The following is a 23,756-nucleotide window of genomic DNA, read 5'->3' as shown; positions in this document are numbered from 1 at the left end:
GAGAGCGCATGCCCATTTCTTACTACGCATCCTTTCTAGTTCTGCGTTTGCACTGCCTGAACTATGAGTTGAGGTCATTTGTATCGCAGCCCCCAATGAGTAAATAAATTTGGCCAATCTTGATAAGTTAGGTTATGTTATTAATTAAAATTTATATAAAAATCAGGGGATTTTGTATGGTAGTTTTATATTCTTATCCAGAACTTTTTGGTCTTCCAGATAATAACCCTTTTGGTCTGAAAGTAGATACTTTTCTTAGATTAACCAAAATAGAGTACCAGCATGAACATATCATTAATACCCAGAATGCACCGCGAGGACAATTGCCTTACCTAAGTGATGAAGGACAAATCATTACTGATAGTAATATTATCATTCAATATCTTTCGCAAAAATATGTTGATTTAGATCATGATTTAACAAAAGAACAAAAAAACACTCATTTTTTAACAACACGAATGTTAGATAACCACATGTATTGGGTTATGTCCTATTCGCGTTGGCAAGACGAACAATTCTGGCCTTTGTTCAAAGCTGAGTTCTTAAAGCAATTTTCCGAGCTATCTGAAGCCAGTCTTGAGCAGGTAAGAAAATATAATATTGAGAAATATCATTACCATGGCATTGGCAGATATCCTTCTAAAGACATATATCAATCAGGTATTGATGATTTAAAAGCAATTCTTTTTATTTTAGGAGATAAAGACTATCTATTTGGAGATAAAGTACATTCTCTAGATGCCTGTTGTTATGGTTTTTTAGCCAATATTCTCTATTTTGGGATTGATACCCCATTGAAGGATTTTATCGTGCAAACCCCGCTGCGGAATTATACTAGTCGCATCAGAGGTTTAGTAGGATATTGATAATATAATCCACTTAATTTTTATTCCAAATGGCTTCGAGGGCCTTCAGCTCAATTTCGGTTAAAAGTTCATATTTATTAACCGTCTGGGTCGTATGATTTGGATAATGTTCAAGACATTTTTTAATCAGTTTTAATAAATCCTTCTCATTTATCGGTTTGGTAATAAAATCAATTGCTCCAGCTTTTATCGCTCGAACAGCCATAGGTATATCACCATAGGCTGTAATAATAATTACCTTAAGCAGGCTATTTTGCCCTTTTAATTTTTCGAGTAACTCAAGACCATCTATATCAGGCATTCGGACATCAGCAATCAAACATCCGACATGCTTGGGATCATATTGCTCCAGAAAATCTGTTGAATTCAAGTAGGTTTTAACCTCAAAACTCATTGAATCAAAAAGCCATTTCAATGCACGCAATACGTTCTCATCATCGTCCACAATATAAATTGTCTTATCCATCGTGAGACTCCATAAATTGATTAGGTAATCTAAAAGAACTTACAGTTCCTTCTCCAGAAGGGTTTCTGTCTATTTTGATGTTTCCTCCATGTGCCTCAATAATTTTTTTACAAATACTTAAGCCAATACCCAAGCCGTATTCTTTGGTGCTATAACATGAAGTAAATAGATTATCGAGTACATTTTGTGGCACTCCAGAGCCATTATCAACAATAGTAACCAATACATCCGTTTCATAGTTCTTTATCCTGATAACCAAGATAGGATCCATCGTTTTTGCATCGAACATCGCCTCAAAGGCATTATTAATAAGGTTTAAAAAAACTTGTCGCATTTGATTCCGATCCAAATAAACTTCATTTAAATCCTCATCAAACTCATACTGAACTGTTCCTGAAAAGTTGGAATAAAATTTTGACAGAATGACCGACTGCTTTGCTAGAGAAGTTAAATTAACGCGCTCAAAATGTAATTCTCCATGAGTAACAAATCGCTTCATACGCTTAATAATGGTACTTATCAATTCAACTTGCTCTAATGCTTTCTGGAGCACGTTTATAAATTCATTGGCTCCTTCATCCTCTTGCTGTAAGCGCAAAATACTTCCTAGCAAGTAAGAATTTAATGCCAATAATGGTTGAGAGATTTCATGAGATAATGAAGATGCGGCCTCCCCTGAAAAATAACATCTTGATATACGCTCAAGCGTCGTTTGTTGTAACTTAATTAATTCCTGATTATGTTTCTGTTCCGTAATAAAATGCCAGGTACCAATCATTTTAATTGGATTATTCTTTGCATCACGGATGTAACGACCCCGAGCCGATACCCATTCATAATGTCCTTTGGTAGATAAAACACGAAAATCGGCATAATGATCCTCAAAATGAGTTAAAGAGTTTACCAACGTATTGGCAATTTCCTCTCGATCATCTGGATGAAGTCGCGTTATAAAATGATCGATATGTCCTACTTCACTGTTTTCGTTTAAAACAGACAACGATTCTGAATATCCAAAATCGATGATTTCATTTGTACCCAGATCCCACTGCCAAACATTTAATTTACCAACATCAAGCAATTCCATTAAGTAATCATGAGAGATTTCATAGGTGAGGTTATTCGAAAACAGATCTTTGGGGCATTTCTTTTTTAAATCCAATGATATCTTGGAGTTTATCATCATGTCCTCTATTCGCTACAGTTTCTGTCAAACAAAAACAGGTTCTTTCACTTTTGAGCATCATACCACAGTATTTTATACTTGCTAACTTTATTAAATTATAAGTTAACACAATGATTTTTATATAAATTTTATTTTGACGCCTTTAAAAAAACAATTAAAATCCTCGTTGCTAAACAATCTAAAGCATGGTTTTATTTTTTGATTAAAAACTTTGATGTATTGAGTCATTATTCAATAAATACTGCACACTTACTTATCCTACGTCCTGCAGACAGTTCGTGCACAAGCCCTGGGGCTGGGCGTAGGAATAACGGCTCACTTAATCAGCAAATAATAAGGCTTGTAAACTGGCTCCCATACATTATTAGCAATCTCGTCCTCAAACTCTGATTCATTTACCCCGGCAAGACCTTCCGATATTGCCTGTTTCGCTACAGCTTTTGCAACTGCAAGACTAATTAAGCGAAGGTGTGCAAGCGGGGGTAGTAGGTTAGCCGATTTATTTTCCCGAGCAGGAGAACATGCTGCAAGAGCAAGTGCAGCAGCCTTAATCATGTCATCAGAAACTCGTTTTGCTTTAGAAGAGATAATGCCTAAAGCTAAACCTGGAAAAATGTATGAATTATTTGTTTGATCAATATGATACTCTTTTCCATTGAATTGTACGGGATCAAACGGGCTTCCTGTTCCGATTAAAGCCCTGCCTTCCGTCCAATTGAGAAGATCTTTCGGTATTGCTTCACTGTGAGAAGTAGGATTGGAAAGGGGGAAAATAACCGGGCGCTCCGTATATTTCGCCATAGTACGTACTACTTCTTCGGTAAATGCCCCTTGTTGTGTAGAAACACCAATTAGTGCTGTAGGTTTGACATTACGAACCACATCAAGCAATCCTATTTCCTCGGAATGAGTAACCTGCCATCCCGCGACTTCAGAACGTTTGCGGGCAAAGACGGCCTGATCAGCGGTCAATCCTTTACTCCCCTCTACAAGAAGTCCATATCTGTCCACAGCATAAATACGATCGCCAGCTTCCTGATCACTTAATCCTGCATCTCTAAGTGCACTACGCATCAATTGAGCAATTCCATAACCCGTACCACCGAAACCTAGAAACACAATTTTCTGATCCTTTAGTGGAACTCCAGTCACATTAATGGCAGAAAGTAGAGTTCCTGTCGCCATAGCTGCAGTTCCCTGGATGTCATCATTAAAAGTGCATAGTTGGTCTCGATAGCGCGCCAACAACCGCGCAGCATTCACCCCGGCAAAATCTTCCCATTGCAGAAGAACGTTTGGCCAACGTCGCTTAACCGCAGATACAAATGTATCAACAAATTCGTCATACTCGGCACCACGAATACGATTGTGCCGCCAACCAATATAGAGAGGATCAGCTAATCGCTCTTCATTGTCTGTTCCCACATCCAGAAGAATGGGCAAACAATATTGGGGGGGAATACCGGCCAAAGCGGTATAGAGTGCCATTTTACCTATTGGAATTCCCATTCCACCTGCTCCTTGATCACCGAGACCAAGGATACGCTCACCGTCACTCACGACGATGCACTTAATTAAGTCATAACGTGGGTGAGCAAAGATTTGATCAATCAAGTTCTTATTGGGATAGCTAAGAAATAGACCTCGAGGCTTGCGGAATACTTCACTAAATTTTTGGCATCCCTCACCAACAATGGGAGTGTAAACAATGGGTAACATTCCCTCGATATTATTAATGATCAACGAGTAAAAAAGGGTTTCATTGTTATCTTGGAGATCGCGTAAGAAACTATACTTTTCTAAAGAGGTTGGCAATGAGGCCAAGATATCGTAGCGGCGTTTTTGCTGCTCATGCAAAGCACTCACTTGTGGTGGTAACAAACCGTGAAGAGAGAAAGCATCCCTTTCACTATTAGTGAACGCAGTACCCTTGTTCAATCTAGAGTTATTCAGCAGATTATAACCTGTCAATATGGTTTTGATGCTGCCATCTTTGAGATATTGAGTTTCCTGATCAGATTTTTTCATTTTCAAGATCCTTTTTAATGAATACCTATTAAAGCCTAACGTAAACGGTTTACTCTGGCAAAGGAATGAATTCGTGTTCATCACCAGGTATTTTTCCAAACTTCCCTTCCTTCCAATCCAATTTGGCCTGCTCAATTCTTTCTTTCGAACTGGCTACAAAATTCCACCAAAGATACCGCCGTTGTTCAAGAGCCGGTCCGCCCAAAATAATCATATGTACATCCGAAGTAGCCCTTACTATGATTTCAGCCCCTGTTTTAAGAATGAGCATTGTTGTAGCATCATATTGAACCGCATCAATTGTAATCTTACCATTCACAATATGGATTGCCCGTTCTTCTACTGTTGCTGGAATGAGCAACTTGGCATGAGCCGTCAGTTTACATTCAACAAAAAGCGCCTCATTTTGAGTATTAACCGATGATTTGGACCCCATCCATTCTCCAGCAATGATTCGCAAACTCATATTTTTATCATCATTGTGTATAGGAATAGCACTTTTATCATAATGGGTAAATGAAGGATTGGTTTCCTCTTTATTAAGGGGCAATGCTAGCCAACATTGGATACCAAAAAAAAGCTGAGGATAGAGGCGATCCTGATGTGGCGTACGTTCGGAATGAGCAATCCCTCGGCCAGCAGTCATCAAATTCACCTCACCCGGGGTAATAATTTGATGACTGCCGAGCGTATCACGATGTTCCAGTTTTCCAGAAAATAAATAAGTCATGGTTGATAAACCAATATGGGGGTGCGGGAACACGTCAATCCCTTCTCCCATAGGCAGTTCACTAGGCCCCGCTTGATCCCAAAAAACAAAAGGTCCTACAGTTCTTCTTTCTCTGGATGGTAAAATGCGCTCTACTTGAAACCCGCCAAGATCAACTGATCGTGGAATAAGTGCTATGCTCACTTGCTTGGGGCATCCTTGAGTCTCGCATACTGGATCTTTTGCATTAAAATAACTCATTTTTGGCATTCTCCCTGCTCTAGAACACAATATTGCGCTGGCTTATTTGAAATAAGCATAGCTCAAATTAGAAATTAAGGAGAGACTGAAAAAAATGATAAAAATAGAATATCTAGCCAATAAATTCTCTTATCAACCAGAGCATTATTGTGGCAACACACTAAAGTCAAGCATTCATCTTAGAAATAAGAGCCTTATAGGGTTCATTAGAAATCGTAATCAAGCCCGACAAAGGATGGCTTAAAATGATAATTGCAGTGAGATAAAAGGACAGAAAAATACAGAGCATCACGTGAATACAAATTTCCACAAAAATCCCTTCCAGCAAAAAAATTGAAACACAAATAATCGTAAATGTGCCAATTAAGATCATAAAGTACCATGCTGTTGGGATAATGACATTAAGCATATTGATACGCTGGTTTCTTGTCTCAGTTGCTGCATTCAACGAGGAAATTGCTCGATTATAAAAGGATTGGATAAATGAATCTTCTGGATGATATTTCAAGAATTCCGAGTATAGAGTATTACTTGCATCTTGAGTTATTGATGATGCGTTCCCCTTTTTCATTGAAGATAATTCATCGTTGAGTATCGATAAAACATAAGCATGAAGCATTTTATCAATATTTTGAAAAATAGGAGAGGGAAACCCTCTGCTATTCTCCCAAGTGGTATATATCTGGGTCGTCTCTTGTGCGACAAGATCTGTTGCTTCTTTGTAATTGGTCCATGAGATAAAGGTTACAAATCCCAGGAAAATACTAAAAAGACCTCCTATGATGCTGACAACCAATCGTGTACCATGCATCTCGGCATTAATATGCATCGTATTGCGTTTATAAGAAAAAAGCACCTTAGTGAGAATCAAAAAAAAAGTTATCCAAAATAAGAAAATGAATGGCGGATAGATATGAGCAACAAGGGTACGTAGCACGCAGTTCTCCTTTTATAGATGGATTGTAGCAACGTCACAATTCATTTATTTTTTCTTACATGTTTGCTTAAATTTTGCTGCCAGCCCATCAAGCATATCTTGCTTTAACTGAGTTTTACCAGCGGTAACATAAGAAGCGATTAAGTGATTAAAACATGACTGCAGCGCCCCCTGATCGGGCATTTCTTGGGTTTCTTCAGTAGCTCCTAAATCCACATAACTCAATTTCAGTTGCATATTTGAGTTCACTTTATAATATGCTTTAGCAACACAACAAATGGCGCATGCCGCTAAATCATCATACGCTTTAACTTTGGGGTCTAAATTTTTGGATAATGCAATAAGATCATAGGCAGTAAGATTCTGGCTAAAATTTAAGTGATTATTGATTTCAGCTACATCTTGCAGGCCGCCATTACACCGATCACCATCTACCAGAGTTTCAACCTCTAATGTATCCGTATTTTTCCTTTTAACTCGATGGATGGAGGTAAAATTACCAGTACCCCCACCGCTATTAATTGTATAAAGCCAATATAGGTTTTCCCCAGCGTTAAAAAATCTATAATAGCTATACCCTTCAGCTGAGTCTGGAAACTGAGGATCTTGCCAATTATAACCAATATATCCTTGTGCTATGAGCTGGGAATTATGCCCTTTGATAACATATTTTTCTTTTTCCTGCCCGCATTGTTTCAGATCAATGGTCTTTCCGTCGATGTTAAAAAAACATAAAGGATCTATGGGTTTATTATGAAACATTAAATCCACTGGAACAGCTGCATTAATTTTTGCTGCAAATAAACAGGAAAACAAAAAAAAACGGGACATTCTCATCTGCATTTTAACATCATTCCTCAATAACCTAAGTCGTCACTCCAGCATGCCCTGGAATCAATCATATCGTGAACTCTGGAGTTTTACTCAACAGAATAAACGATACCCGTTTGAGCTCCTTCAACACTTTTACTATATGCCAAGGCAACTCGATTGACAGGTACCGGTTCAAAACCACGAAAAAAAGGTGCATAGCGATTCATTGCTTCCGAGATAACTGTAGGACTTACTGCATTGATACGAAGATGATGAGGTAGTTCAATCGCTGCGCTTTTTACAAAAGAATCGATTGCCCCATTGACCATAGATGCAGACGTTCCCATAAGGATTGGATCATGGCTTAAAACACCGCTTGTTAAAGTAAAGGAGCCTCCCTTATTGATGTATTTAAGTCCCGTTAACACGAGCCTGACTTGCCCCATCAATTTGCTATTCAGACCAATAGTATACTGTTCTTCAGTAAAAGCAGTTAACGTTTCAAAATACACTTCACCCGTTACTGCTACAACCGCATCGAACGAACCTATTGATTTGTATAACAATTCGATTGAACGAGCATCTCTAATGTCAACTTGAAAATCACCATTAGTATGCCCTACTGTAATCACTGTGTGCCGTTGTTTCAGCTCTTTACATACCGCTTCACCTATTAACCCAGTTCCGCCAACTACAATAATTTTCATTTGTTTTTCCTTTTTTAGAGACTTAGTCATCCTATCCAGGGTAAACACATCCAATTTTTGAACATAAAATAGCCTTTTTGTATCTACTTATGTGCTTTATGCACGGCATCCATTGAATCGTGCATGCAGCGCTGGATTTCGCGCATAGCGTGGGATGTAGTATTTTGATTTTATATCATGCCATTGAGTACCTTATCATCTCATCGTCTTATATTGATACCATTTTTTCTCATTAGTTCTATTCCAACCCATATATTTGTTCCAAGATATCCTCAATACCTTTTTGGGCATCAGAAATTCCAGAGGCAGTTTTACAAGTCATTTGATTCGCGTCATTCAATAATCTGTAGGAACGATGCAAGTTGGCTCTAGCGTTAAACCAGTATTCTTTTAAGATAAATTTTCCGCTATGCTCTACTAATTTTGCAGATTCCTGTATTATAGATGAGCAAGGATTTGTTTGATTAACATTTAATTTTTCAATTTTTTGCGACAGGTCATGGCATTGATTTGCAAGATAGGCTTTCTCTTCATCAGGCATACTGTGTGCTGTAAGCGAAAATAAGAAAAATAAAGCACAGATAAGAGTTTTTTTAAGCATTTAATCATCCCTAATAAATTTGAGTCCAAAATTTTCACCCGAAAATTTTACATGGGATTTCTAACTTTTCAATCCTAATTAATTAATTTCATTCATTCACAAATCGACTCATAAAGTCATTTAGTGTACAATTTAGATTCAGTATGTTTTATAAGATTAACTTTATGTATTCCCATATATACCTATCAGCATTAAAAGCAACGGATAGAGAAGATCTACGCAAAAGGTTAAATGGAGCACATGTTGACCCTAAAAGAAGCGATCATCCGCTACTTACCCCAGCGGCTGAGTTAGCAATAAAAGGACAATTTAAGCAAGTAGAATGGTTACGTGAGCTCGGTGCAAACGTTGATTGCATTGCCTATGCTTATGCCATGGCCGGAAAACATGATCAAGTTGATGAGTACCGCAGACTATATAAAGCAAGCATTGACATTATTGCTCAAGGCTATGCTGTAGCCGGAAACACCTTAATGGTTGGAGAATATCAGGCGAAATATAAAGCAAGCGTCCATGCAATCGCCCAAGGATATGCTTTTGCAAAAAATGATGACCAGGTTGAACACTATAGAAAAAAATTTAAAGCCAGTGTTCATGCAATTGCTGAAGGCTATGCTTGTGCGGAGAATCATGAGCAAGTGCTGTATTACTTGGAACACCATAAAGCAAACATTAATACCATTGCTAAAGGTTATGCTTTAACTGGACAACATTCAAAAACAAAAAACTATCAGACCCCAGCAAGTGTTCGTGCAATTGCCCAAGGCTACGCAATATCAGGGTATCACCATCAGGTTGAACAATATGTTAAGAAGCATAAAGAATGTATCGATGCAATTGCCCAGGGCTATGCAATCACTGGAAATCACGCAAAAGTCGAAGAATATCGGACACGATATAAAGCAAGTGTTCATGCGATTGCTGAAGGTTATGCAAGGGCGGGAAATCATACAAAAGTCGAAGAATATCTGACCCGGCATGGTGCAAAGCCGCTAATGATTGTCAAAGGCTATGCTCTAGCTGGAAATCATGCCAAAGTTCAAGAATATCGTACAAACCATAATATAAGCTTGTTTGCAATTGCTAAGTATTATGCTTTAGCGGGAAATTATAACCAAATTGAATACTATCAAAATCTCGCTGATACAAGCTTTGATCAAAAATTCCGTAATGCAATGATTACCGCAATTGTTCAAGGTTATGCTTTAGCTGAGAATTATGAAAAGGTTGAAGAGTATCGGAAAGACCATAAAGCCAACGTATATGTAATTGCTCAAAGCTATGCTATGGTTGAAAATCATGAACAGGTTAAAAAATATTTAACCAAATATCCAGAAACTGTTCATGTGATAGCCCAAGGCTATGCTTCAGCGGGAAATCATGACAAAGTTGAAGAATGCCGAAGAGACCTCAATGCAGACGTTAATGCGATTGTTGAGAGTTATGCTTTAGCTGGTAATCATGAAAAAGTTGAAGAGTATCGAATCAAGCATGGAGCATCCATTAAATCGATTATCCAAGGCTACACTTTAGCTGGCAATAAGGAAAAAATTAGAGAATATGACATCAATAAACTCTTGTCAGGCTATCTCGAAGATAGAGAAAAAGAAGTTGATTCCTCGGGAAAAGTTAAAGAATATTTCTATAATTTTTTTACCTGTATCCAGAAGAGCCTGACCCAAAAACGCAACGCCGTTAAGGCGGTACAGCGTGCATTGCAGGGTGAGAAAGTTATTTTCACCGAGGAGAATATTGCCACATTGAGAAATGGCAATTTAGGCAAAGAGTTAAGGAAGTTCGTTAAAACCGGTAAAGCATATGAACTCTTAAATAAAGAAGTACATACAGTAAGAGAGTTTTTGGATGCTCTTCAGAATGATTTTTCTCCAACCAACCTAATTGGTCAATAACCAGACTCGATAGGTACAACTGATCCTAATCGCTTATTTTTGGGGTATCCGCTCATGCTCATTTATACAAAATATGGATTTTTTCCTCGAAACAAATTATTTTATCTGTGCATTTTCCTGATGAAATGAAAACAAAAATATCCTGCAACATCGACACGGCAGAATTTTTATAATCACATCATAACAATAAAAATGGAAAGAACCATTATGAATCGATTTCCCAATAAATTAGTCCCCTGCATCCTGGTTTTAGTCAGCACTTCTGTTTTTTCTTCAATACCGCCAATCGAAATCAATATTGAGCCGAATAAACCTGTTGTTTTAACGAATACCAATAAACAAGCACTCTCTATGCTATGCGAAGCACATTTGGTTGCAAGCGTAAAAAACTCTATTTCTATTCAGGTTATAAGTGGAAAGGGAAAATTCAATGGTACTACCTTTAAACAAGGTGACTATTTAGTCTGGACCTTAACCAACATGCAACAAATTCCCGTATTGGCAGATTCTGGCACTAAAGCGCTAGTTACCAACTTAGGAACCCATGCTGTAAAAGCACTATGTAATTAGAATATTCTGACTTGGGGCTAAAATGAGATAAAAACTAAATTTTTAAAAAGTTATAGATTACCTACATGACATTGACTATGCTCAATGTGGAGACAATAGTATTTACAATCAAAGGAGTGACATATTATGAATCGGCCTTTTTTAAGAGGGATCAGTATTCTTGCTCTTACAATGCTTTCCTTATCAGTTAATGCAGATTCTGCGGAAGACTTTCAAACTCGTTGTACTGAGGCCTGGATGAAACATGCAGAAGAAGCAAAAGATAAAGTGGATTTTAAGAATTTCGGTGAAAAATATTGCAGTTGTGCAGCAAAACAACCGTTAGATAATGAAGCAGCCTTTCAAAAAGCAGCTAAATTATGTATGTCAAGAACTTTGCTTCACGACGCGATGGACTCTATAGAAGATGACATTGGCTTAAGCAAAGCAAAAGACAGTGATGTTGCTGATTATTGCCAGGACCGATGGGATCTTGTTCTTCCCAAACCAACAGACGAAGATAAAAAATTAATTACTGCCTATTGCGAATGCGCTAAACCTAAATTAGTCGAACTGCTCAAGAAATCAAATGATATGACCGATAAACAATATTACAGCGAAATTGATGATGTTGCTGATACGTGTGCTGATAGCGCCGTTGCATCCAAGCCTTCATCAGCAAGTTAAAAAAATCCGCCCCTCTCCCACTCATGAGAGGGGGTCTGTTTCCATATTCCTATCAAAAAATTTCTCGACAACGTATTCATACAATCACGTTGGATCTGATACATGAATCGAAACATTCTCTAAGAATAAATAAGGTTTTTTTAGTGAATTAACCAATTTTCTCCCCCAGCATAGTTGACAGGGGATGAATCTTTTAATGCAGGCAATTTTTTCTTTAGTGATATGAATCATACAGGTACGAAACGCAATATGATATTCCAACCCTGCACCAATTTTCATTGCGATAGCATCGCAATTAGGCTCAATAATCTGAGTTGCTAATGCGTCCGTTGCAAGGAGTGATGCCTCAGGCGTTAAATTACTATAAAGATGACTAAATTCCCTATCATAAAAAACCATCTCTTTTTCCAAACAATAAGCATATCTCTCTCGAGTAAGCGTGAATTGACATTTGCCACTGTATCCTAGATAAGTTGCAGTCGCATGTATCTGACCTGAAATTAAAAAAAGACATAAGAAAACATTATAATATGTTTTTTTCACAATACACTCCCTGTTTCAATAGATCAGATTCATACTTTATCTCGAGTTAATGGACGCGTACCTTATCCACTATAAATGTTAATGCCTCATTAATTCAACTAATCGATATGCTATGATAAATATCTGCTAAAAAGAGGTAGTAAGCCGCATGAAATACACTAAATTTGGTTATAGGATAAAACAACTCACTGGAGGTCAAGAATTTTCCTGGTTTTTTTTGCCCGGTGGTCCTGGATTGGGATCGGAGTACCTGACTGATTTGTGTCGCAACTTGAATTTGCCCGGGTCTATTTTTCTTTTAGATTTTCCCCAAGATGGGACCAATACCCAGGGCGAACTGAACATCAAGTATTGGCAAGAAGGTTTAATTGACTTGTTAAAATCCGTTCACAAACCGGTATTGGTCACTCACAGTTTTGCAGGAATGTTTGCATTAAATTTGCCCGAATTAAAAGACTATGTAACAGGACTGGTATTAATGAACACCACGACCAAAAACAGTTTTTTCGAGCATGTAAACGCCATGCAACAACAGCATCATTTACCTGATTTAATTCCTGCAGCCACTCAATACCATTTAACCCCTTCCGATGAAGCATACAAAGAATTTTGGAACACTTATAAATATTACTGTTTTACTGCCGATGAATTGACAGAAGGGGAAAAAATCATCCCTCTTTTTGCTTTTAATAATACAGCTTATTATCATGCCATTGAACATTTTTACCCTGATTATTCCTGCAAATGGTTTCCTAAATCCATACCCACAATGACCATTGCCAGCGAAAATGACTTTATTTGTCCACCCAAAATCTTCGTGGAAAATAAAGGGTTTCAAGGGAAAAACAATATCAATAGAATCATTGCTCAAGCCGGCCATGTGCCTTGGTTAATAACTCTTAACCAAGTTCAGCACTGTTTTAATGATTTTATGATCATACTGAATTCTGCAAATAATAGATGAGTAAAAGGCATTATTTTCATTTTATAGAGGAAGCACAATGTATCCAATCACAACCCTAACCGGCTCATTATTAGCTCTAGGTTATATTTATCTTGCCTTTCAGGTTATTAAACTGCGTCGCAAACACAAAGTTGCCTTTGGTTGTAAAGAATTTACTGATTTGGAAATGGCAATAAGAGCGCACGCCAATTTCAGCGAATATATCCCCCTAACACTAATATTACTTTTTTGCGCTGAAGCAAACCAGGCAAACTGGATAGTGCTTTTAACCTTGGTTTTTTTCTTTATCTTGGGACGAATTGTGCATGCATATGCGTTTCTTAAAGAAAAGCATCATCTTGAATGCCGTATCCAAGGAATGACCATAACCTTTATTGTGATCGTCAGCCTTTCACTTCTAAACCTGGGCCTTCTCTTTCTCAGATAGAAAAAAGGGATACCTATTTGTATCCCTCGTTTGTAGTACATAATTCATTTTCTGAAAATAAGAGGTTATGGCTCGATCTATAATAAATCATTATAGGTTCTAATTTTAAATTGGATATAAGCGGGTTAAAACGGGAAAAATAAAAATGAATGAATTAATTATGGCTTTGCCTAAGGTTGAACTTCATGTTCATATAGAAGGGACGCTTGAACCTAATTTAATGTTTTTATTAGCCAAACGAAATAATGTAGTATTGCCCTACAAAAATACTGATGAACTTCATGCAGCGTATCAATTTACTGATCTGCAATCCTTTTTAAAACTTTATTATGCAGGAACCAACGTGTTGCAAACTGAAGAAGATTTTTATGATCTAACGTGGGCCTACATTCAAAAAATACAGCAGCAAAATGTACGGCATACGGAAATTTTTTTTGATCCGCAAACGCATACTGCACGAGGTATTGATATTGGGGTAGTGATTCAGGGCATTCATAAAGCACTGGAAGAGGCAAAAAGACGATTCAATATAAGCTCAGAGATGATTTTGTGTTTTTTGAGAGATTTGCCTGAAAAAGATGCTTTACGTACTTTAGAAAGTGCATTGAAATATCAAGATAAATTTATTGCTGTGGGATTGGATTCTGCTGAGCGTGCTCATCCTCCCAGCGATTTTGTTTCAGTATTTGCTAAAGCAAGAGCTCATGGTTTATTCACTGTGGCCCATGCAGGCGAAGAAGGCCCGCCTGCCTATATTACTGAAGCGTTAGATCTCTTAAAGGTATCTCGTGTTGATCATGGTGTGCGCTGTTTAGAGGATATCGAACTTGTAGCACGCTTACAAAAACAACAAATACCACTTACAGTATGCCCGTTATCCAATGTTAAACTGTGTGTTTTTAAGACCATGAAAGAACACCCTATAAAAAAAATGCTCAATATGGGACTGGCTGTTACGATTAATTCTGATGATCCTGCTTATTTCGCTGGTTATATAGAAGAAAACTATCGAGCTGTAGCAGATACGTTCCAACTAACCAATCAGGAATTAGTTCAATTGGCGCAAAATAGCATACAAGCAAGTTTTTGTGCCCCCCAGCGCAAACAACAATTAATGTCGGAACTTGATGCGGTGATTCAGAATTTCAAAGCATAAATTAGTTTAAATCAAATCAACACCATTCGGATAGAAATTGGGCAAATTCAAGACTTTTTGCGCCAAAATCTGAATTCGCCATTAGAGATTTATCGAACTGGAACAATTACGGAGTCATATTTCTTGTAGAACTCAAGTCCTTTTTCGCATTGTCTTCACGATGTTTCTTTAAAGTAACTTTAGGCCTGCTGCCATTGTGCATCCAAGATAAAATAGGCCATTGAGGGCTTTGAGTATTTTGTTGTGCATTTTGACGTCTGATTCTTGATAATGCACTGGGTTTTACAGTAGCTAATTTTGAATAATCCACACACTCTGAAAGAATTAGCTTGCGCTGTTGTTCGCGTGGCAATGAGGATAAAACCCTAACTTGCTTTAATTCAGATGACAAAAAGTTACCTCCATATCGATGACTCACCAGTAATAACGCAGGAAACTCGCTAAAGCCTGTTTTCTCAACATTCTGTTGAGCATCATAAGGATTGAAACCTTCTGTAATTTGAGGATCTATAAGTGAGTTTTCATGCAAATAGGGTTTTTTGTGATAATTGACCCAACGGCAGTGAGGATTGCTTGCCTGAAAATAACCATTAGTTTTTGTAAAAATTGTTTTTCCAAGTTTTTGGGCAGCTGCAAGAACACATCCATTGCCATAAGTTCCTCCTAACAATAAAGTCTTGGATCCCGCTCTTCGGCATTCTTCATTAAAAGAACGCATTTTAGCGCCAGAAGCTATTTGTTCTTCAATTTTTTTTTGAATTAAATTATCGCCACCCAAATAACGGTTAATTTTTAAAAATAATGCCCCTACATCAGCAGTATTGTAATGAATAAAAGCAGGAAAAGAGTGTTCTTTACAAATTTTAAGACGTTGTTGAATATTATTCAGGATATTATTTATGTAATCTTCATCGGCAATGTCATTAAAAATATCATGAAAGGATTCAATATATAAACTATCCCAACTGGGTAAATTATTGGCGAAGCGATAAAAATAACGATCATTTCTCCAACACTCTTTATAGCTTCTAAAAATGTTGAACAAACTATCTAACTTGGCTACGTCATTATTAAATTCACTCTGGAAGCCACGGTCTACTGTATGAGGAGGTAACAGTGTAGTTAGAGCTTTCAAACCTTTTTTTGAATTGCTTAAAAAACAAAAAGGAAGAAGGAGATCATCAAGATTTTTGTCCTCTTCACTCCCGGCAGCTATAAGCTTATTTTGCTTCTTAATTACCTCATTCATTAACAAAAAAAAGTAGGCAACTTGGGGAGTGTTTATAACGGAATACTCCGTTTCTTTTTTTAAAAATTCAAAAAATTCCTGCTCGTCAGAGAAGCGTTTTATTTGAGAAGCTAATCGATTCAATGCAAACAGCGCATTTTGAAACTCATTTATGGATGCAAAGAATGCCAGCTCCTCTAAAATTATATTTATTTTTTCATCTAGCGGCCATTGCCCCCTGCTGAATTTTGTTAGTTCTTTGACCATGCTAATCATAGTATCTCTTTTGAGATTGTTATCATGGCTTATCTCATATCCTCTACTTCTACTCATCTCTTCTTTATCTTGCATTAACAGCCTATTTATTAAATAAATAGTCCATTATATGGATGTAAGGAAATAATTGAATACTGAAAAATGGAAAATTTGTTTTTCTTATTTCGCAAAGAAGCTTCAATTCGTAAAAGTAGAATATTTAAATAAGCTTCTCATTAACGACTAAAATACTAATTATTTGCCAACCACTATCAAGTTGAGACTATAAAATCTTTAATAAACAACCTATGGAAATTCTCTTCATTTGATATTTGGAATTGAATCAATTACTTTCTTCTATATAAAAATTTTCTATATGGATTAATGGATGACCAATCATCTTATAAATAAAAATGTTGATATTTATAAGTATCCAAGTGAATTTGAAAATAATTTAGGCTCGATTACACTCGGTGATTTACATGGTAATCCAATCAAACTCATCCATTTTCTCTTACGCCATCAAATCATTCGCTTAAAAGATGAGGTGAAACATGTTGAGGAAGCTTATCAACAATTTGTGTCACTTTATGAGCAATATGGTGAGATCCTTCAAGAGTATCTGGAAAACCGTACTCTTTTGCAATTTACACAGGTAAGGATCGATAATTCAAAAGAACGCATTGCAAATCTCGATAAACAATTAATTGAAACAAATAAAAAAACGCAACAATATCAAACTTTGACCCAATTGCGGCAACAAACACTTGAAAAGCTCCATACGGCTGAAGAAGAACAAAAAAAATTAAACCAAAAATTAAGCGAACCTAAGAATAAGCTGGCTGACTGTGTCGCCCAATTTAATCACTTTATGGTTCAATTACAAATCGGCGATAATCAAACGCTAGTCCGACTTCTTGGTGATGAAGTTGCTGATCGCGGAAATTGTGATTATTTCACATTAAGAATTCTAAATTTCCTTCATCGAAATCATTGTCCGTTAACCATTCTTGTTTCAAACCATGGCAGTGAATTTATTTATGCATATGAGCAACTGCTAGCAGAATATCCATTTGTGCCTCAGGGTTATATCGGTGATTTTCAAACCCCTTCGTTTTGGGGGCTTAAACTGTTACTTGATCAAGAAATTATGCCTCATTCCGAGTTAATTCATTTGGTTAATGAAAGCTATAAATCCACCTTAAAGATACTGGATTACACCATAAGCGCAAAGGGCATTACATTATTTAGTCATGCTCCCATCCGCTTTGATGCCCTGCAATGGATGGCGAAAAGGCTTGAGGTAAACTATGATGACTCCACGATAGAATCCTTAGCAAAAACGATTGATCAAATGAACCACCAATTTCAATCCTACATTGAGAGCAATACCATCCATTCCCTCTTTCATACCGATGCGATTCACGACAGAACCAACATGTCAGAACAGGAACGCGCTGAATGGCCTTTGGTTTATTTTTTCTGGAATCGCTGGGATGAAACGAAGGAAACTGAAACCGCGAGACCTGCAATACATAATGGATACACTATTAATTATGTCCATGGACATGATGGATTTCAAAGCACACTGCCCCATATTTATAACCTAGATACACCCTCAGGCAAGGAACCCCGAAAAACTGAAGATCAACAAATCGATCAGGCGTTTCGGTATCTCATTGAGAATCGCTATAAAATTGCAAATAAGACACCATCAGAAATCTATCTTCGCAACGTTTTAAGATATAAAGTTTTTAATTCAGATGAACGTCGCTTAGAGCCTAAACAGGAACTTCTCAAAACTTCCCCCAATAATGAACTCGATGGCAGTATAAAGAAATTAAGCCTCCTGGGAAAATCCGTTGTACAGCCCTCAAAATCACTCGTTGAGTTGCCGACAGCCAAACCGAGTACAAGGGAATTGATCATTGCGTCCGAGGAGCAGGAAGACAAAGTAGTATTTTTTTCTTCTTTGAATTTAATCAACAAAAAACAGGAAAATTTATTCTATAATCCACCATAATGTTTAAATCCGTCATCTCTGATTAGGCCGTGATCCCAATGAACATCAATGGAAAATTAACTTAATTGCAGCGAGTAATCTTCACTGGTTTAATTCGAGTTATGAACCCGAACCATTTTAACGGATGACAATTTTTACTGGCTAAGCATTATTATCGTTGGTGTTGAAAAAATAATTCCTTATCACCATAATTTGAGGCTAATAAAGGACTTTCTAGCATTAATGTCCCTATATGATACTCAGTGCCTTGATATTCTCCATATATTTCATAGAGGGGCCCCATAGGTACTTGCAAAAAAGAAACTCTGAAATCCTCACGTGAATTTTGTGGAATCAAATCTTTTACTAAGTCAGTCGGCCTGAAATAGATTCTCTCAGGAAATATTGGAATCCCTTTGTATTTACCCTCACTCGTCCAGGCAGCTAAATGCCATAGAGGCAGATTATTTGCGGGCTCCCGAGTGAATTCAAATATTTTCTCAATTGCGGTCAACGTCCAACTTGTAGGATGAGGAATCTTATTTGAAAAGTCTTTTGCAAAAAAATTCCAATTATCTTTTTGTCCCTCAAGTAAATTCATTATGTGTAGATTTAATGATGGATGATCGGAAACTAAAATTTTAACCGCCATACCAGGAATATAGTTATCGTCAGCAGGAGGAGTCGCCAAAGAAAGACGTGCTATACCAATTCCGCCGGACTGATAAATACCAGTAAAAGGATGGCCTGCTGCAGGGACTAAAGCAACCTTCCCTACGGAACCATTGGCATGAATAATTTTTACTCGGCGTTCTGGCATTTCATCACGAGCATGATCGAATGTAGGTTTTAAGTTAAACAGTCCTTTTATTTTTTCAAGTACTTCATTATAACTATTGCCAGTCAGCGGAGGTAAAGGCTCCTCTGCATTGCTTAAAGTAATTTCATTCCATAATAAGGCTTGCTTTTCTGCAGCAGATAAATCCTGATAATCGCAGGGCAGCTGAGCATATAAACCAAAGCTCATGCAAAAAAAGATAAGTCCAATCAAAGTCGAACAACGGCGCATCAAAACCTCCTTGTTATTAAAATTCATTTTTGCCACAGAGTATACGAAACAGGAAAGCATTTCTAATATTTTTTGCGCACATGCGTGTAGCCTTGGGACGCTTCATACAGCCTACTTTTTAATGGGGCTGTAATTATGACTTCATAAAATGATCATAAATAGCTCGACTAGCAAGAGCTATGGCACGACTGCGGGGATAATCACTGGCCGATTTTGATTTGACATATACTGCAATCGCAACATGCCCTTTATTATGAGGCAAAGTAATAATCCCAACATCACTAACAAAACGATATAGTTTTTTAGACCCGGGATATCTTAAATAGTCTCGCTCATAAATTGACCATGTTCCTGTTTTATGTGCCACTTTGACATTGGCTGGTAGCAATCCCTTTATTCTGCTGCGGCCTGTGCGACATTGCTCCATTATCTTCATGAGAAGATCAGTGCTTGATTGTGAAAGTGCTTGTTTTTTATATAATTTTACGAGCAGCTTTGCCATATCATTGGGTGTCGTCGTGTCGCGGATGTCTTTTTCAAAGCGCTGCCAAGCTTGCTGCTTTTCCTTAAGAGGGACACGATTGGATATTTTTTGCCAGGAATACACTGGTTGGCGTTTTTTTAAAAACGAACGATCTACATGATTTGTATCTATAAACATTTCCATAATGGAACGGTTAATAAAAATATTTTTGAATCCTAATGCATTCATTCGTTTGGCAACATATCGAGGCCCATTTGCCGCCTGCAATAATGCATCACTAGCACTATTATCGCTATTTTTAAGAGTATGCATTAGTATTTGTTTCAAAGAAATACTTAGCTTTTTCTTTTCGAATAAATAATGCAGTGCTCCAGAGCCAGGAACGGAATACCGTGAATCCATTTTAATCACGCGATTTAGTGAGTCTTTGTTCTCATCAACACGATGCAGAAAAGCCATTGCAATGGGTAACTTAATGGTACTTGCCATGAAAAATCGTTGGTTACTGTTATGCGCGATTACCTTATTTTTCTCTATATAAATGGCGGTAATCCCCATAACCGTATTCGATTTTCTTTCAATATCTCTTATTTTTTTAATCAGTTCTGTATCAGCCTGACTCGCAAAACCATTCACTGAAAATATAATACTAAAAAGCCAACACAGTAAAATACTTTTCCTTAAAGCATGAGCACTCTGCGCCAGTAATTTTATTTTCATAAAGTATTTGATCCCTTTCTCATTATTTTATGCAATTTCTTAGCGTAAATAATCGACAATATATCCAGTTTTAAATGTGCTCGTTAAAATGTACGCCAAAAATGTCCCTATCAGCATGTAACAGTCCATAATTTATAAAGGTTTGTGATGAGATAAGGGATTAAATCTTCTTTGTCCTGTCATTTTTGCCTGATTTTCACTCTCTGTGCAATAAACCGTACAAAGCATTAAACAATTTTTATTCTATTTTTAGATTAATTACAATCTCCTGCGTCTTTTCAGAGCCAATCTGCCCACTCATTAAAAGAAAAAGTGAACTCCTATTTTTCATGTTTATAAGCATCCTCAACTCGATAAGTTACCCATTGGTCGACAAAACCAATAGCTAAATTTAGTTATTAATGAGAACGCGCGCCTATAGGGCTTTTGTTGGAATATCTGTTTCTTCTACAGGCTTTACATTTTGCTTCTTAGGTGAGCCAAAAATCCTGCTTAAAGCATGCCCTGACTGCTTAAATTTGTCTCTTTTATCAGTAACCTTTTTTGGTGTGTCCGGTGCCTCCTCTTCAGGAGTACACGCCGATGAGGAGCTTCTGAATAGTGTGGGCAGCTCTGCTTGGGAATATTGTTTCCTTCTTTTTCCAGGCACAGGAGAAATTGAAGAAGATGCCACCACACTTGAATCTTCCTCAGTAGAAAAAGGTATCGATGATGTCTGGAGAAGGCTCATCGCAAGATTCAAACGGCTCAATGCTTCTCTAATCTCTATTCGTTGTGTTCTTTCCTTGCTTGTTAAAGAGATAATAATATCTTTTAAAACCAAACCAACAGGACTTTGGAATACTTTATGCTCCAAATTCAAATGCTCTCGCAGATCCTCTTTTTCCAGTTTTCCGAGAACAGCACCTACAGCCTTGGCAGCACTCCCTGCCATCTGTTGCCAAAATTCAGAATGATCGAAATTGCGCTGATCCAATAGGCGCTCTTCTACTAATTCGCTAAGCGCAGCCTTTGCTCGCATACGCTCTGATGCAACATAGTGACCTGTAAGCACTTCATAGATACTAATCCCCAAGCCATACCGGGATTGATAATCAATTTCTTGAATCGAAACGGTAGATTGATCCGGGTTGCTTGAATTTGGGGTATTACTAAGGGAAGCGGGCAGAGATTGGTAGGCTACGGATATATTATTACTAAGCTCTCTTAGTGCGATGACATCTTTTCCCAGCACATTCCGTAAAGATTTCACATCGGAAAGAACCAAATGACCATCATCAGCGATAACAAAATTTCCTGGCTTCACATCAGTAAAACAAAATCCCTCTGCATGCAGATCCGCCATGATTTGCAACATATTTTTAACATACTTTATCCTGCTGACAACATCGTTATTTGCCGCACGTAAATCCTTTCGCCCACAATACTCCACAATTTCTAAATAATATTTAGAACGCCTATGAGTAAATGGCTCCATCGCATATTGTTCAGGGAAATGCTTATTTAAGCTCATATTTTCCCGAGCTCGTTGATATGAAGAAAAATCAATATCCCGTTCAGAAATGACGCGGAAAATGACAGTGACATTCTGATAACTAATGGAATAAATAGGGATTGCAGAGCCACCTAATAACTTTATCTCAACTTCTTGTTTTCCTACACGAACTTTCTCATTAAATTGTGAAATATATTCGGATGCCTTGAATCCAAATACAAAAATATTATCTGTAACCCTGGATAAAACTCCTGTTGCCTGTCCCTCTTCGAGTTGTTTTTTTAAGGACTCCGTTATCTTCAAAATAAGTTTTCTTTTTTCTTTTTCAGTTTTGGTCTGCTTGGAGAGTGTACCCATTAATGATCCTAAAAATAACAAACTCGCAAATTATGCATAAAAGCAAAAAGTCATCAAGAATTATTTGGTTTAAACTTTATACTTGTTTTGAAAGACCTGAACAACGCTTCAGAATTCGCATTAAGAATAAGAGTTTTCCGTATGAGCCAGTAGTTGCCTCTTATTCACGGGCAAGTGAGTTCCATCAAATGAATACTAAAATTTCTTCGATAAGGGGGATTATTTCAGATGTAGAAGCCTTGTTTCCGCAAATTTACGGGCTGCTACGAATTGGCCTATGGGCTTGAATTTACTAGTGACTCCAGAACAAATCTAATATATCTAAGCGATGAGTCGCTTGTTTTAGTCTTTTTTTCTGTAGGCGTCTTTAAAAAGCTGGTTCAATCCCTCACGGTAAGAAGGATAGTCCAGATTAACTTTGAGGTCTTCTTTAATTTTCGCATTAGATACCCGGCGATTACTTGTATAAAACTGCTTTTCCATTGAGGACATAGTTGCTGTTTCGAAGGATATAAGTGGCAAGGGAGGACGTCCGAGTAATGATGCAGCGTACGCATCAACAATATGGGATGATGAGGGTTCATCATCAGCAACATTATAAACAGAATAGGGCTGAGGATTTTTTAGCGATGCGATAATAACTGAGGCAATATCCGCAACATGAATTCTGGAAAAATACTGCCCTTCCTTATAAATACTAGCTTTTTTTCCAGCAATAATACGTTCGATTGCATTTCTATGCGGACCATAAATTCCTGCCAATCGGAAAATATGAAGCGGAATCACGTATTGTCTGGCAAAAGACATCCATTCATTTTCGGCTATTAACCTTAATTTACCCTGTATTCCCGTGGCTATAGAATTGGATTCTTCACTTACCCAAGCACCTTGATGATCCCCATAAACACTGGTAGAAGACAGATAACCCAACCATCGGATATGCGATCTGTTTTGGCTGATTAAATCACTAAAACACGAAAGTACAGGATCTCCTATTTTTTCTGCAGGTGGAATACATACTAAAATATGGGTTGCTTCGCTTAAATAAGGTTCTATTTCATTCGCGCAGTAATCAATAAGTTTGTAATTTTTTTGATCACAATTTAGAATCTTATTCTTATCGCGAGTTGTACCAATCACCTTGAAATTTAATTTATGCAATTCGCTGGCTAAAAATTCGGCGGTATAACCGAAACCAAAGATAAAAAAACAAGGGGGTGAAGTATGATTTCCCATAGTAAAAAAACCTATACATTTTTCTGAAAATAAGAGTCTCGCCTACCTGGCTGCAGCACCTGAATCTTCTATACATCGCTGAAAAATCAATCCAGTCTTT

Annotated in this window: 22 protein-coding genes; 8 read left to right on the top strand and 14 right to left on the bottom strand. The window is 37.3% G+C overall.

The genetic code is table 11. From position 1 onward, the window contains the following. The first annotated feature begins 176 nt into the window (after nucleotides 1–176). A complete protein-coding gene (locus Lpar_RS07815) occupies nucleotides 177–866 on the top strand; it encodes a glutathione S-transferase family protein (protein ID WP_058517417.1) in 690 nt (229 codons plus the stop codon). Between the two features lie 13 nt (nucleotides 867–879). Here the strand turns inward: Lpar_RS07815 and Lpar_RS07810 are convergent, their stop codons facing one another. The 8 genes from Lpar_RS07810 to Lpar_RS07775 all read right to left on the bottom strand — a co-directional run bounded on the left by Lpar_RS07810 (nucleotide 880) and on the right by Lpar_RS07775 (nucleotide 8,574). Continuing rightward, entirely contained in the window at nucleotides 880–1,332 is a 453-nt protein-coding gene (locus tag Lpar_RS07810; protein WP_058517416.1) for a response regulator transcription factor, read from the bottom strand. Continuing rightward, nucleotides 1,325–2,518: a sensor histidine kinase gene (locus Lpar_RS07805; RefSeq protein ID WP_237759367.1), complete on the bottom strand. Its 1,194-nt coding sequence runs from the start codon at nucleotides 2,516–2,518 to the stop codon at nucleotides 1,325–1,327. The genes Lpar_RS07810 and Lpar_RS07805 overlap by 8 nt, the downstream gene beginning before the upstream one ends. 315 nt (nucleotides 2,519–2,833) lie before the next feature. Then, nucleotides 2,834–4,546, bottom strand: coding sequence for an NAD-dependent malic enzyme (locus Lpar_RS07800; RefSeq protein WP_058517414.1), 1,713 nt, complete (start codon nucleotides 4,544–4,546; stop codon nucleotides 2,834–2,836). A gap of 49 nt (nucleotides 4,547–4,595) precedes the next feature. Continuing rightward, on the bottom strand, nucleotides 4,596–5,516 hold the full coding sequence (locus Lpar_RS07795; RefSeq protein ID WP_058519206.1) for a pirin family protein: 921 nt from the start codon (nucleotides 5,514–5,516) through the stop codon (nucleotides 4,596–4,598). 166 nt (nucleotides 5,517–5,682) lie between these two features. Next, on the bottom strand, nucleotides 5,683–6,453 hold the full coding sequence (locus tag Lpar_RS07790) for a bestrophin-like domain (RefSeq protein WP_058517413.1): 771 nt from the start codon (nucleotides 6,451–6,453) through the stop codon (nucleotides 5,683–5,685). 45 nt (nucleotides 6,454–6,498) lie between these two features. Next, nucleotides 6,499–7,284 carry a hypothetical protein gene (locus Lpar_RS07785; RefSeq protein ID WP_237759366.1) on the bottom strand — a complete coding sequence of 262 codons (786 nt, stop codon included), beginning with the start codon at nucleotides 7,282–7,284 and terminating at the stop codon, nucleotides 6,499–6,501. An 89-nt stretch (nucleotides 7,285–7,373) separates the two neighbouring features. Beyond that, complete coding sequence (locus Lpar_RS07780) at nucleotides 7,374–7,973, bottom strand: short chain dehydrogenase (protein ID WP_058517412.1); 600 nt, start codon at nucleotides 7,971–7,973, stop codon at nucleotides 7,374–7,376. 238 nt (nucleotides 7,974–8,211) lie between these two features. Continuing rightward, a complete protein-coding gene (locus tag Lpar_RS07775) occupies nucleotides 8,212–8,574 on the bottom strand; it encodes a hypothetical protein (RefSeq protein ID WP_058517411.1) in 363 nt (120 codons plus the stop codon). A 164-nt stretch (nucleotides 8,575–8,738) separates the two neighbouring features. Here Lpar_RS07775 and Lpar_RS07770 point away from each other — a divergent pair, with 164 nt between their 5' ends. The 3 genes from Lpar_RS07770 to Lpar_RS07760 all read left to right on the top strand — a co-directional run bounded on the left by Lpar_RS07770 (nucleotide 8,739) and on the right by Lpar_RS07760 (nucleotide 11,720). Further along, a complete protein-coding gene (locus Lpar_RS07770; protein ID WP_058517410.1) occupies nucleotides 8,739–10,484 on the top strand; it encodes a hypothetical protein in 1,746 nt (581 codons plus the stop codon). Nucleotides 10,485–10,691: 207 nt separating this feature from the next. Further along, nucleotides 10,692–11,054, top strand: coding sequence for a hypothetical protein (locus Lpar_RS07765; RefSeq protein ID WP_058517409.1), 363 nt, complete (start codon nucleotides 10,692–10,694; stop codon nucleotides 11,052–11,054). A 126-nt stretch (nucleotides 11,055–11,180) separates the two neighbouring features. After that, nucleotides 11,181–11,720 (top strand): hypothetical protein, encoded by a 540-nt coding sequence (locus Lpar_RS07760; protein ID WP_058517408.1) that lies wholly within the window; start codon nucleotides 11,181–11,183, stop codon nucleotides 11,718–11,720. A gap of 84 nt (nucleotides 11,721–11,804) precedes the next feature. Here Lpar_RS07760 and Lpar_RS07755 read toward each other — a convergent pair whose 3' ends face one another. Further along, nucleotides 11,805–12,263 carry a hypothetical protein gene (locus tag Lpar_RS07755; RefSeq protein ID WP_237759365.1) on the bottom strand — a complete coding sequence of 153 codons (459 nt, stop codon included), beginning with the start codon at nucleotides 12,261–12,263 and terminating at the stop codon, nucleotides 11,805–11,807. A gap of 148 nt (nucleotides 12,264–12,411) precedes the next feature. Here Lpar_RS07755 and Lpar_RS07750 point away from each other — a divergent pair, with 148 nt between their 5' ends. The 3 genes from Lpar_RS07750 to Lpar_RS07740 all read left to right on the top strand — a co-directional run bounded on the left by Lpar_RS07750 (nucleotide 12,412) and on the right by Lpar_RS07740 (nucleotide 14,810). Beyond that, nucleotides 12,412–13,227: an alpha/beta hydrolase family protein gene (locus Lpar_RS07750; RefSeq protein WP_058517406.1), complete on the top strand. Its 816-nt coding sequence runs from the start codon at nucleotides 12,412–12,414 to the stop codon at nucleotides 13,225–13,227. A 37-nt stretch (nucleotides 13,228–13,264) separates the two neighbouring features. Continuing rightward, a complete protein-coding gene (locus tag Lpar_RS07745) occupies nucleotides 13,265–13,654 on the top strand; it encodes an MAPEG family protein (RefSeq protein ID WP_058517405.1) in 390 nt (129 codons plus the stop codon). Nucleotides 13,655–13,799: 145 nt separating this feature from the next. Beyond that, entirely contained in the window at nucleotides 13,800–14,810 is a 1,011-nt protein-coding gene (locus Lpar_RS07740) for an adenosine deaminase (RefSeq protein ID WP_058517404.1), read from the top strand. 106 nt (nucleotides 14,811–14,916) lie between these two features. On the opposite strand, the gene Lpar_RS07735 is transcribed toward Lpar_RS07740, so the two are convergent. Further along, the gene (locus tag Lpar_RS07735) at nucleotides 14,917–16,389 is read right to left on the bottom strand and encodes a hypothetical protein (RefSeq protein WP_237759364.1); all 1,473 of its coding nucleotides are present in this window, start codon (nucleotides 16,387–16,389) and stop codon (nucleotides 14,917–14,919) included. 292 nt (nucleotides 16,390–16,681) lie between these two features. On the opposite strand from Lpar_RS07735, the gene Lpar_RS07730 reads away from it, so the two are divergent. Further along, nucleotides 16,682–18,316: a coiled-coil domain-containing protein gene (locus Lpar_RS07730; RefSeq protein WP_058517402.1), complete on the top strand. Its 1,635-nt coding sequence runs from the start codon at nucleotides 16,682–16,684 to the stop codon at nucleotides 18,314–18,316. Between the two features lie 151 nt (nucleotides 18,317–18,467). Here Lpar_RS07730 and Lpar_RS07725 read toward each other — a convergent pair whose 3' ends face one another. The 4 genes from Lpar_RS07725 to Lpar_RS07705 form a co-directional block, all read right to left on the bottom strand. Continuing rightward, nucleotides 18,468–19,364 carry a hypothetical protein gene (locus tag Lpar_RS07725; protein ID WP_058517401.1) on the bottom strand — a complete coding sequence of 299 codons (897 nt, stop codon included), beginning with the start codon at nucleotides 19,362–19,364 and terminating at the stop codon, nucleotides 18,468–18,470. Nucleotides 19,365–19,497: 133 nt separating this feature from the next. After that, nucleotides 19,498–20,568: a class A beta-lactamase gene (bla, locus tag Lpar_RS07720; RefSeq protein WP_058517400.1), complete on the bottom strand. Its 1,071-nt coding sequence runs from the start codon at nucleotides 20,566–20,568 to the stop codon at nucleotides 19,498–19,500. A 415-nt stretch (nucleotides 20,569–20,983) separates the two neighbouring features. Beyond that, on the bottom strand, nucleotides 20,984–22,420 hold the full coding sequence (locus tag Lpar_RS07715; RefSeq protein ID WP_058517399.1) for a protein kinase family protein: 1,437 nt from the start codon (nucleotides 22,418–22,420) through the stop codon (nucleotides 20,984–20,986). A gap of 342 nt (nucleotides 22,421–22,762) precedes the next feature. Further along, nucleotides 22,763–23,656, bottom strand: a complete 894-nt coding sequence (locus Lpar_RS07705) for an SDR family oxidoreductase (protein WP_058517397.1) — start codon at nucleotides 23,654–23,656, stop codon at nucleotides 22,763–22,765. Between the last annotated feature and the right edge of the window lie 100 nt (nucleotides 23,657–23,756).

The organism is Legionella parisiensis (assembly GCF_001467945.1).
Taxonomy (GTDB): domain Bacteria; phylum Pseudomonadota; class Gammaproteobacteria; order Legionellales; family Legionellaceae; genus Legionella; species Legionella parisiensis.
Note: the sequence above shows the minus strand (reverse complement) of the source record. Positions and strands in the feature narration are given on the sequence as shown.

Coding starts and splice junctions, on each gene's coding strand:
- Lpar_RS07775 (WP_058517411.1), bottom strand. CDS start 8,574: ATGCTTAAAAAAACTCTTATCTGTGCTTTATTTTTCTTATTTTCGCTT.
- Lpar_RS07705 (WP_058517397.1), bottom strand. CDS start 23,656: ATGGGAAATCATACTTCACCCCCTTGTTTTTTTATCTTTGGTTTCGGT.
- Lpar_RS07735 (WP_237759364.1), bottom strand. CDS start 16,389: ATGCAAGATAAAGAAGAGATGAGTAGAAGTAGAGGATATGAGATAAGC.
- Lpar_RS07730 (WP_058517402.1), top strand. CDS start 16,682: ATGACCAATCATCTTATAAATAAAAATGTTGATATTTATAAGTATCCA.
- Lpar_RS07770 (WP_058517410.1), top strand. CDS start 8,739: ATGTATTCCCATATATACCTATCAGCATTAAAAGCAACGGATAGAGAA.
- Lpar_RS07760 (WP_058517408.1), top strand. CDS start 11,181: ATGAATCGGCCTTTTTTAAGAGGGATCAGTATTCTTGCTCTTACAATG.
- Lpar_RS07785 (WP_237759366.1), bottom strand. CDS start 7,284: ATGTCCCGTTTTTTTTTGTTTTCCTGTTTATTTGCAGCAAAAATTAAT.
- Lpar_RS07780 (WP_058517412.1), bottom strand. CDS start 7,973: ATGAAAATTATTGTAGTTGGCGGAACTGGGTTAATAGGTGAAGCGGTA.
- Lpar_RS07750 (WP_058517406.1), top strand. CDS start 12,412: ATGAAATACACTAAATTTGGTTATAGGATAAAACAACTCACTGGAGGT.
- Lpar_RS07715 (WP_058517399.1), bottom strand. CDS start 22,420: ATGGGTACACTCTCCAAGCAGACCAAAACTGAAAAAGAAAAAAGAAAA.
- Lpar_RS07800 (WP_058517414.1), bottom strand. CDS start 4,546: ATGAAAAAATCTGATCAGGAAACTCAATATCTCAAAGATGGCAGCATC.
- Lpar_RS07810 (WP_058517416.1), bottom strand. CDS start 1,332: ATGGATAAGACAATTTATATTGTGGACGATGATGAGAACGTATTGCGT.
- Lpar_RS07745 (WP_058517405.1), top strand. CDS start 13,265: ATGTATCCAATCACAACCCTAACCGGCTCATTATTAGCTCTAGGTTAT.
- Lpar_RS07765 (WP_058517409.1), top strand. CDS start 10,692: ATGAATCGATTTCCCAATAAATTAGTCCCCTGCATCCTGGTTTTAGTC.
- Lpar_RS07815 (WP_058517417.1), top strand. CDS start 177: ATGGTAGTTTTATATTCTTATCCAGAACTTTTTGGTCTTCCAGATAAT.
- Lpar_RS07805 (WP_237759367.1), bottom strand. CDS start 2,518: ATGATGATAAACTCCAAGATATCATTGGATTTAAAAAAGAAATGCCCC.
- Lpar_RS07795 (WP_058519206.1), bottom strand. CDS start 5,516: ATGAGTTATTTTAATGCAAAAGATCCAGTATGCGAGACTCAAGGATGC.
- bla (WP_058517400.1), bottom strand. CDS start 20,568: ATGAAAATAAAATTACTGGCGCAGAGTGCTCATGCTTTAAGGAAAAGT.
- Lpar_RS07725 (WP_058517401.1), bottom strand. CDS start 19,364: ATGCGCCGTTGTTCGACTTTGATTGGACTTATCTTTTTTTGCATGAGC.
- Lpar_RS07740 (WP_058517404.1), top strand. CDS start 13,800: ATGAATGAATTAATTATGGCTTTGCCTAAGGTTGAACTTCATGTTCAT.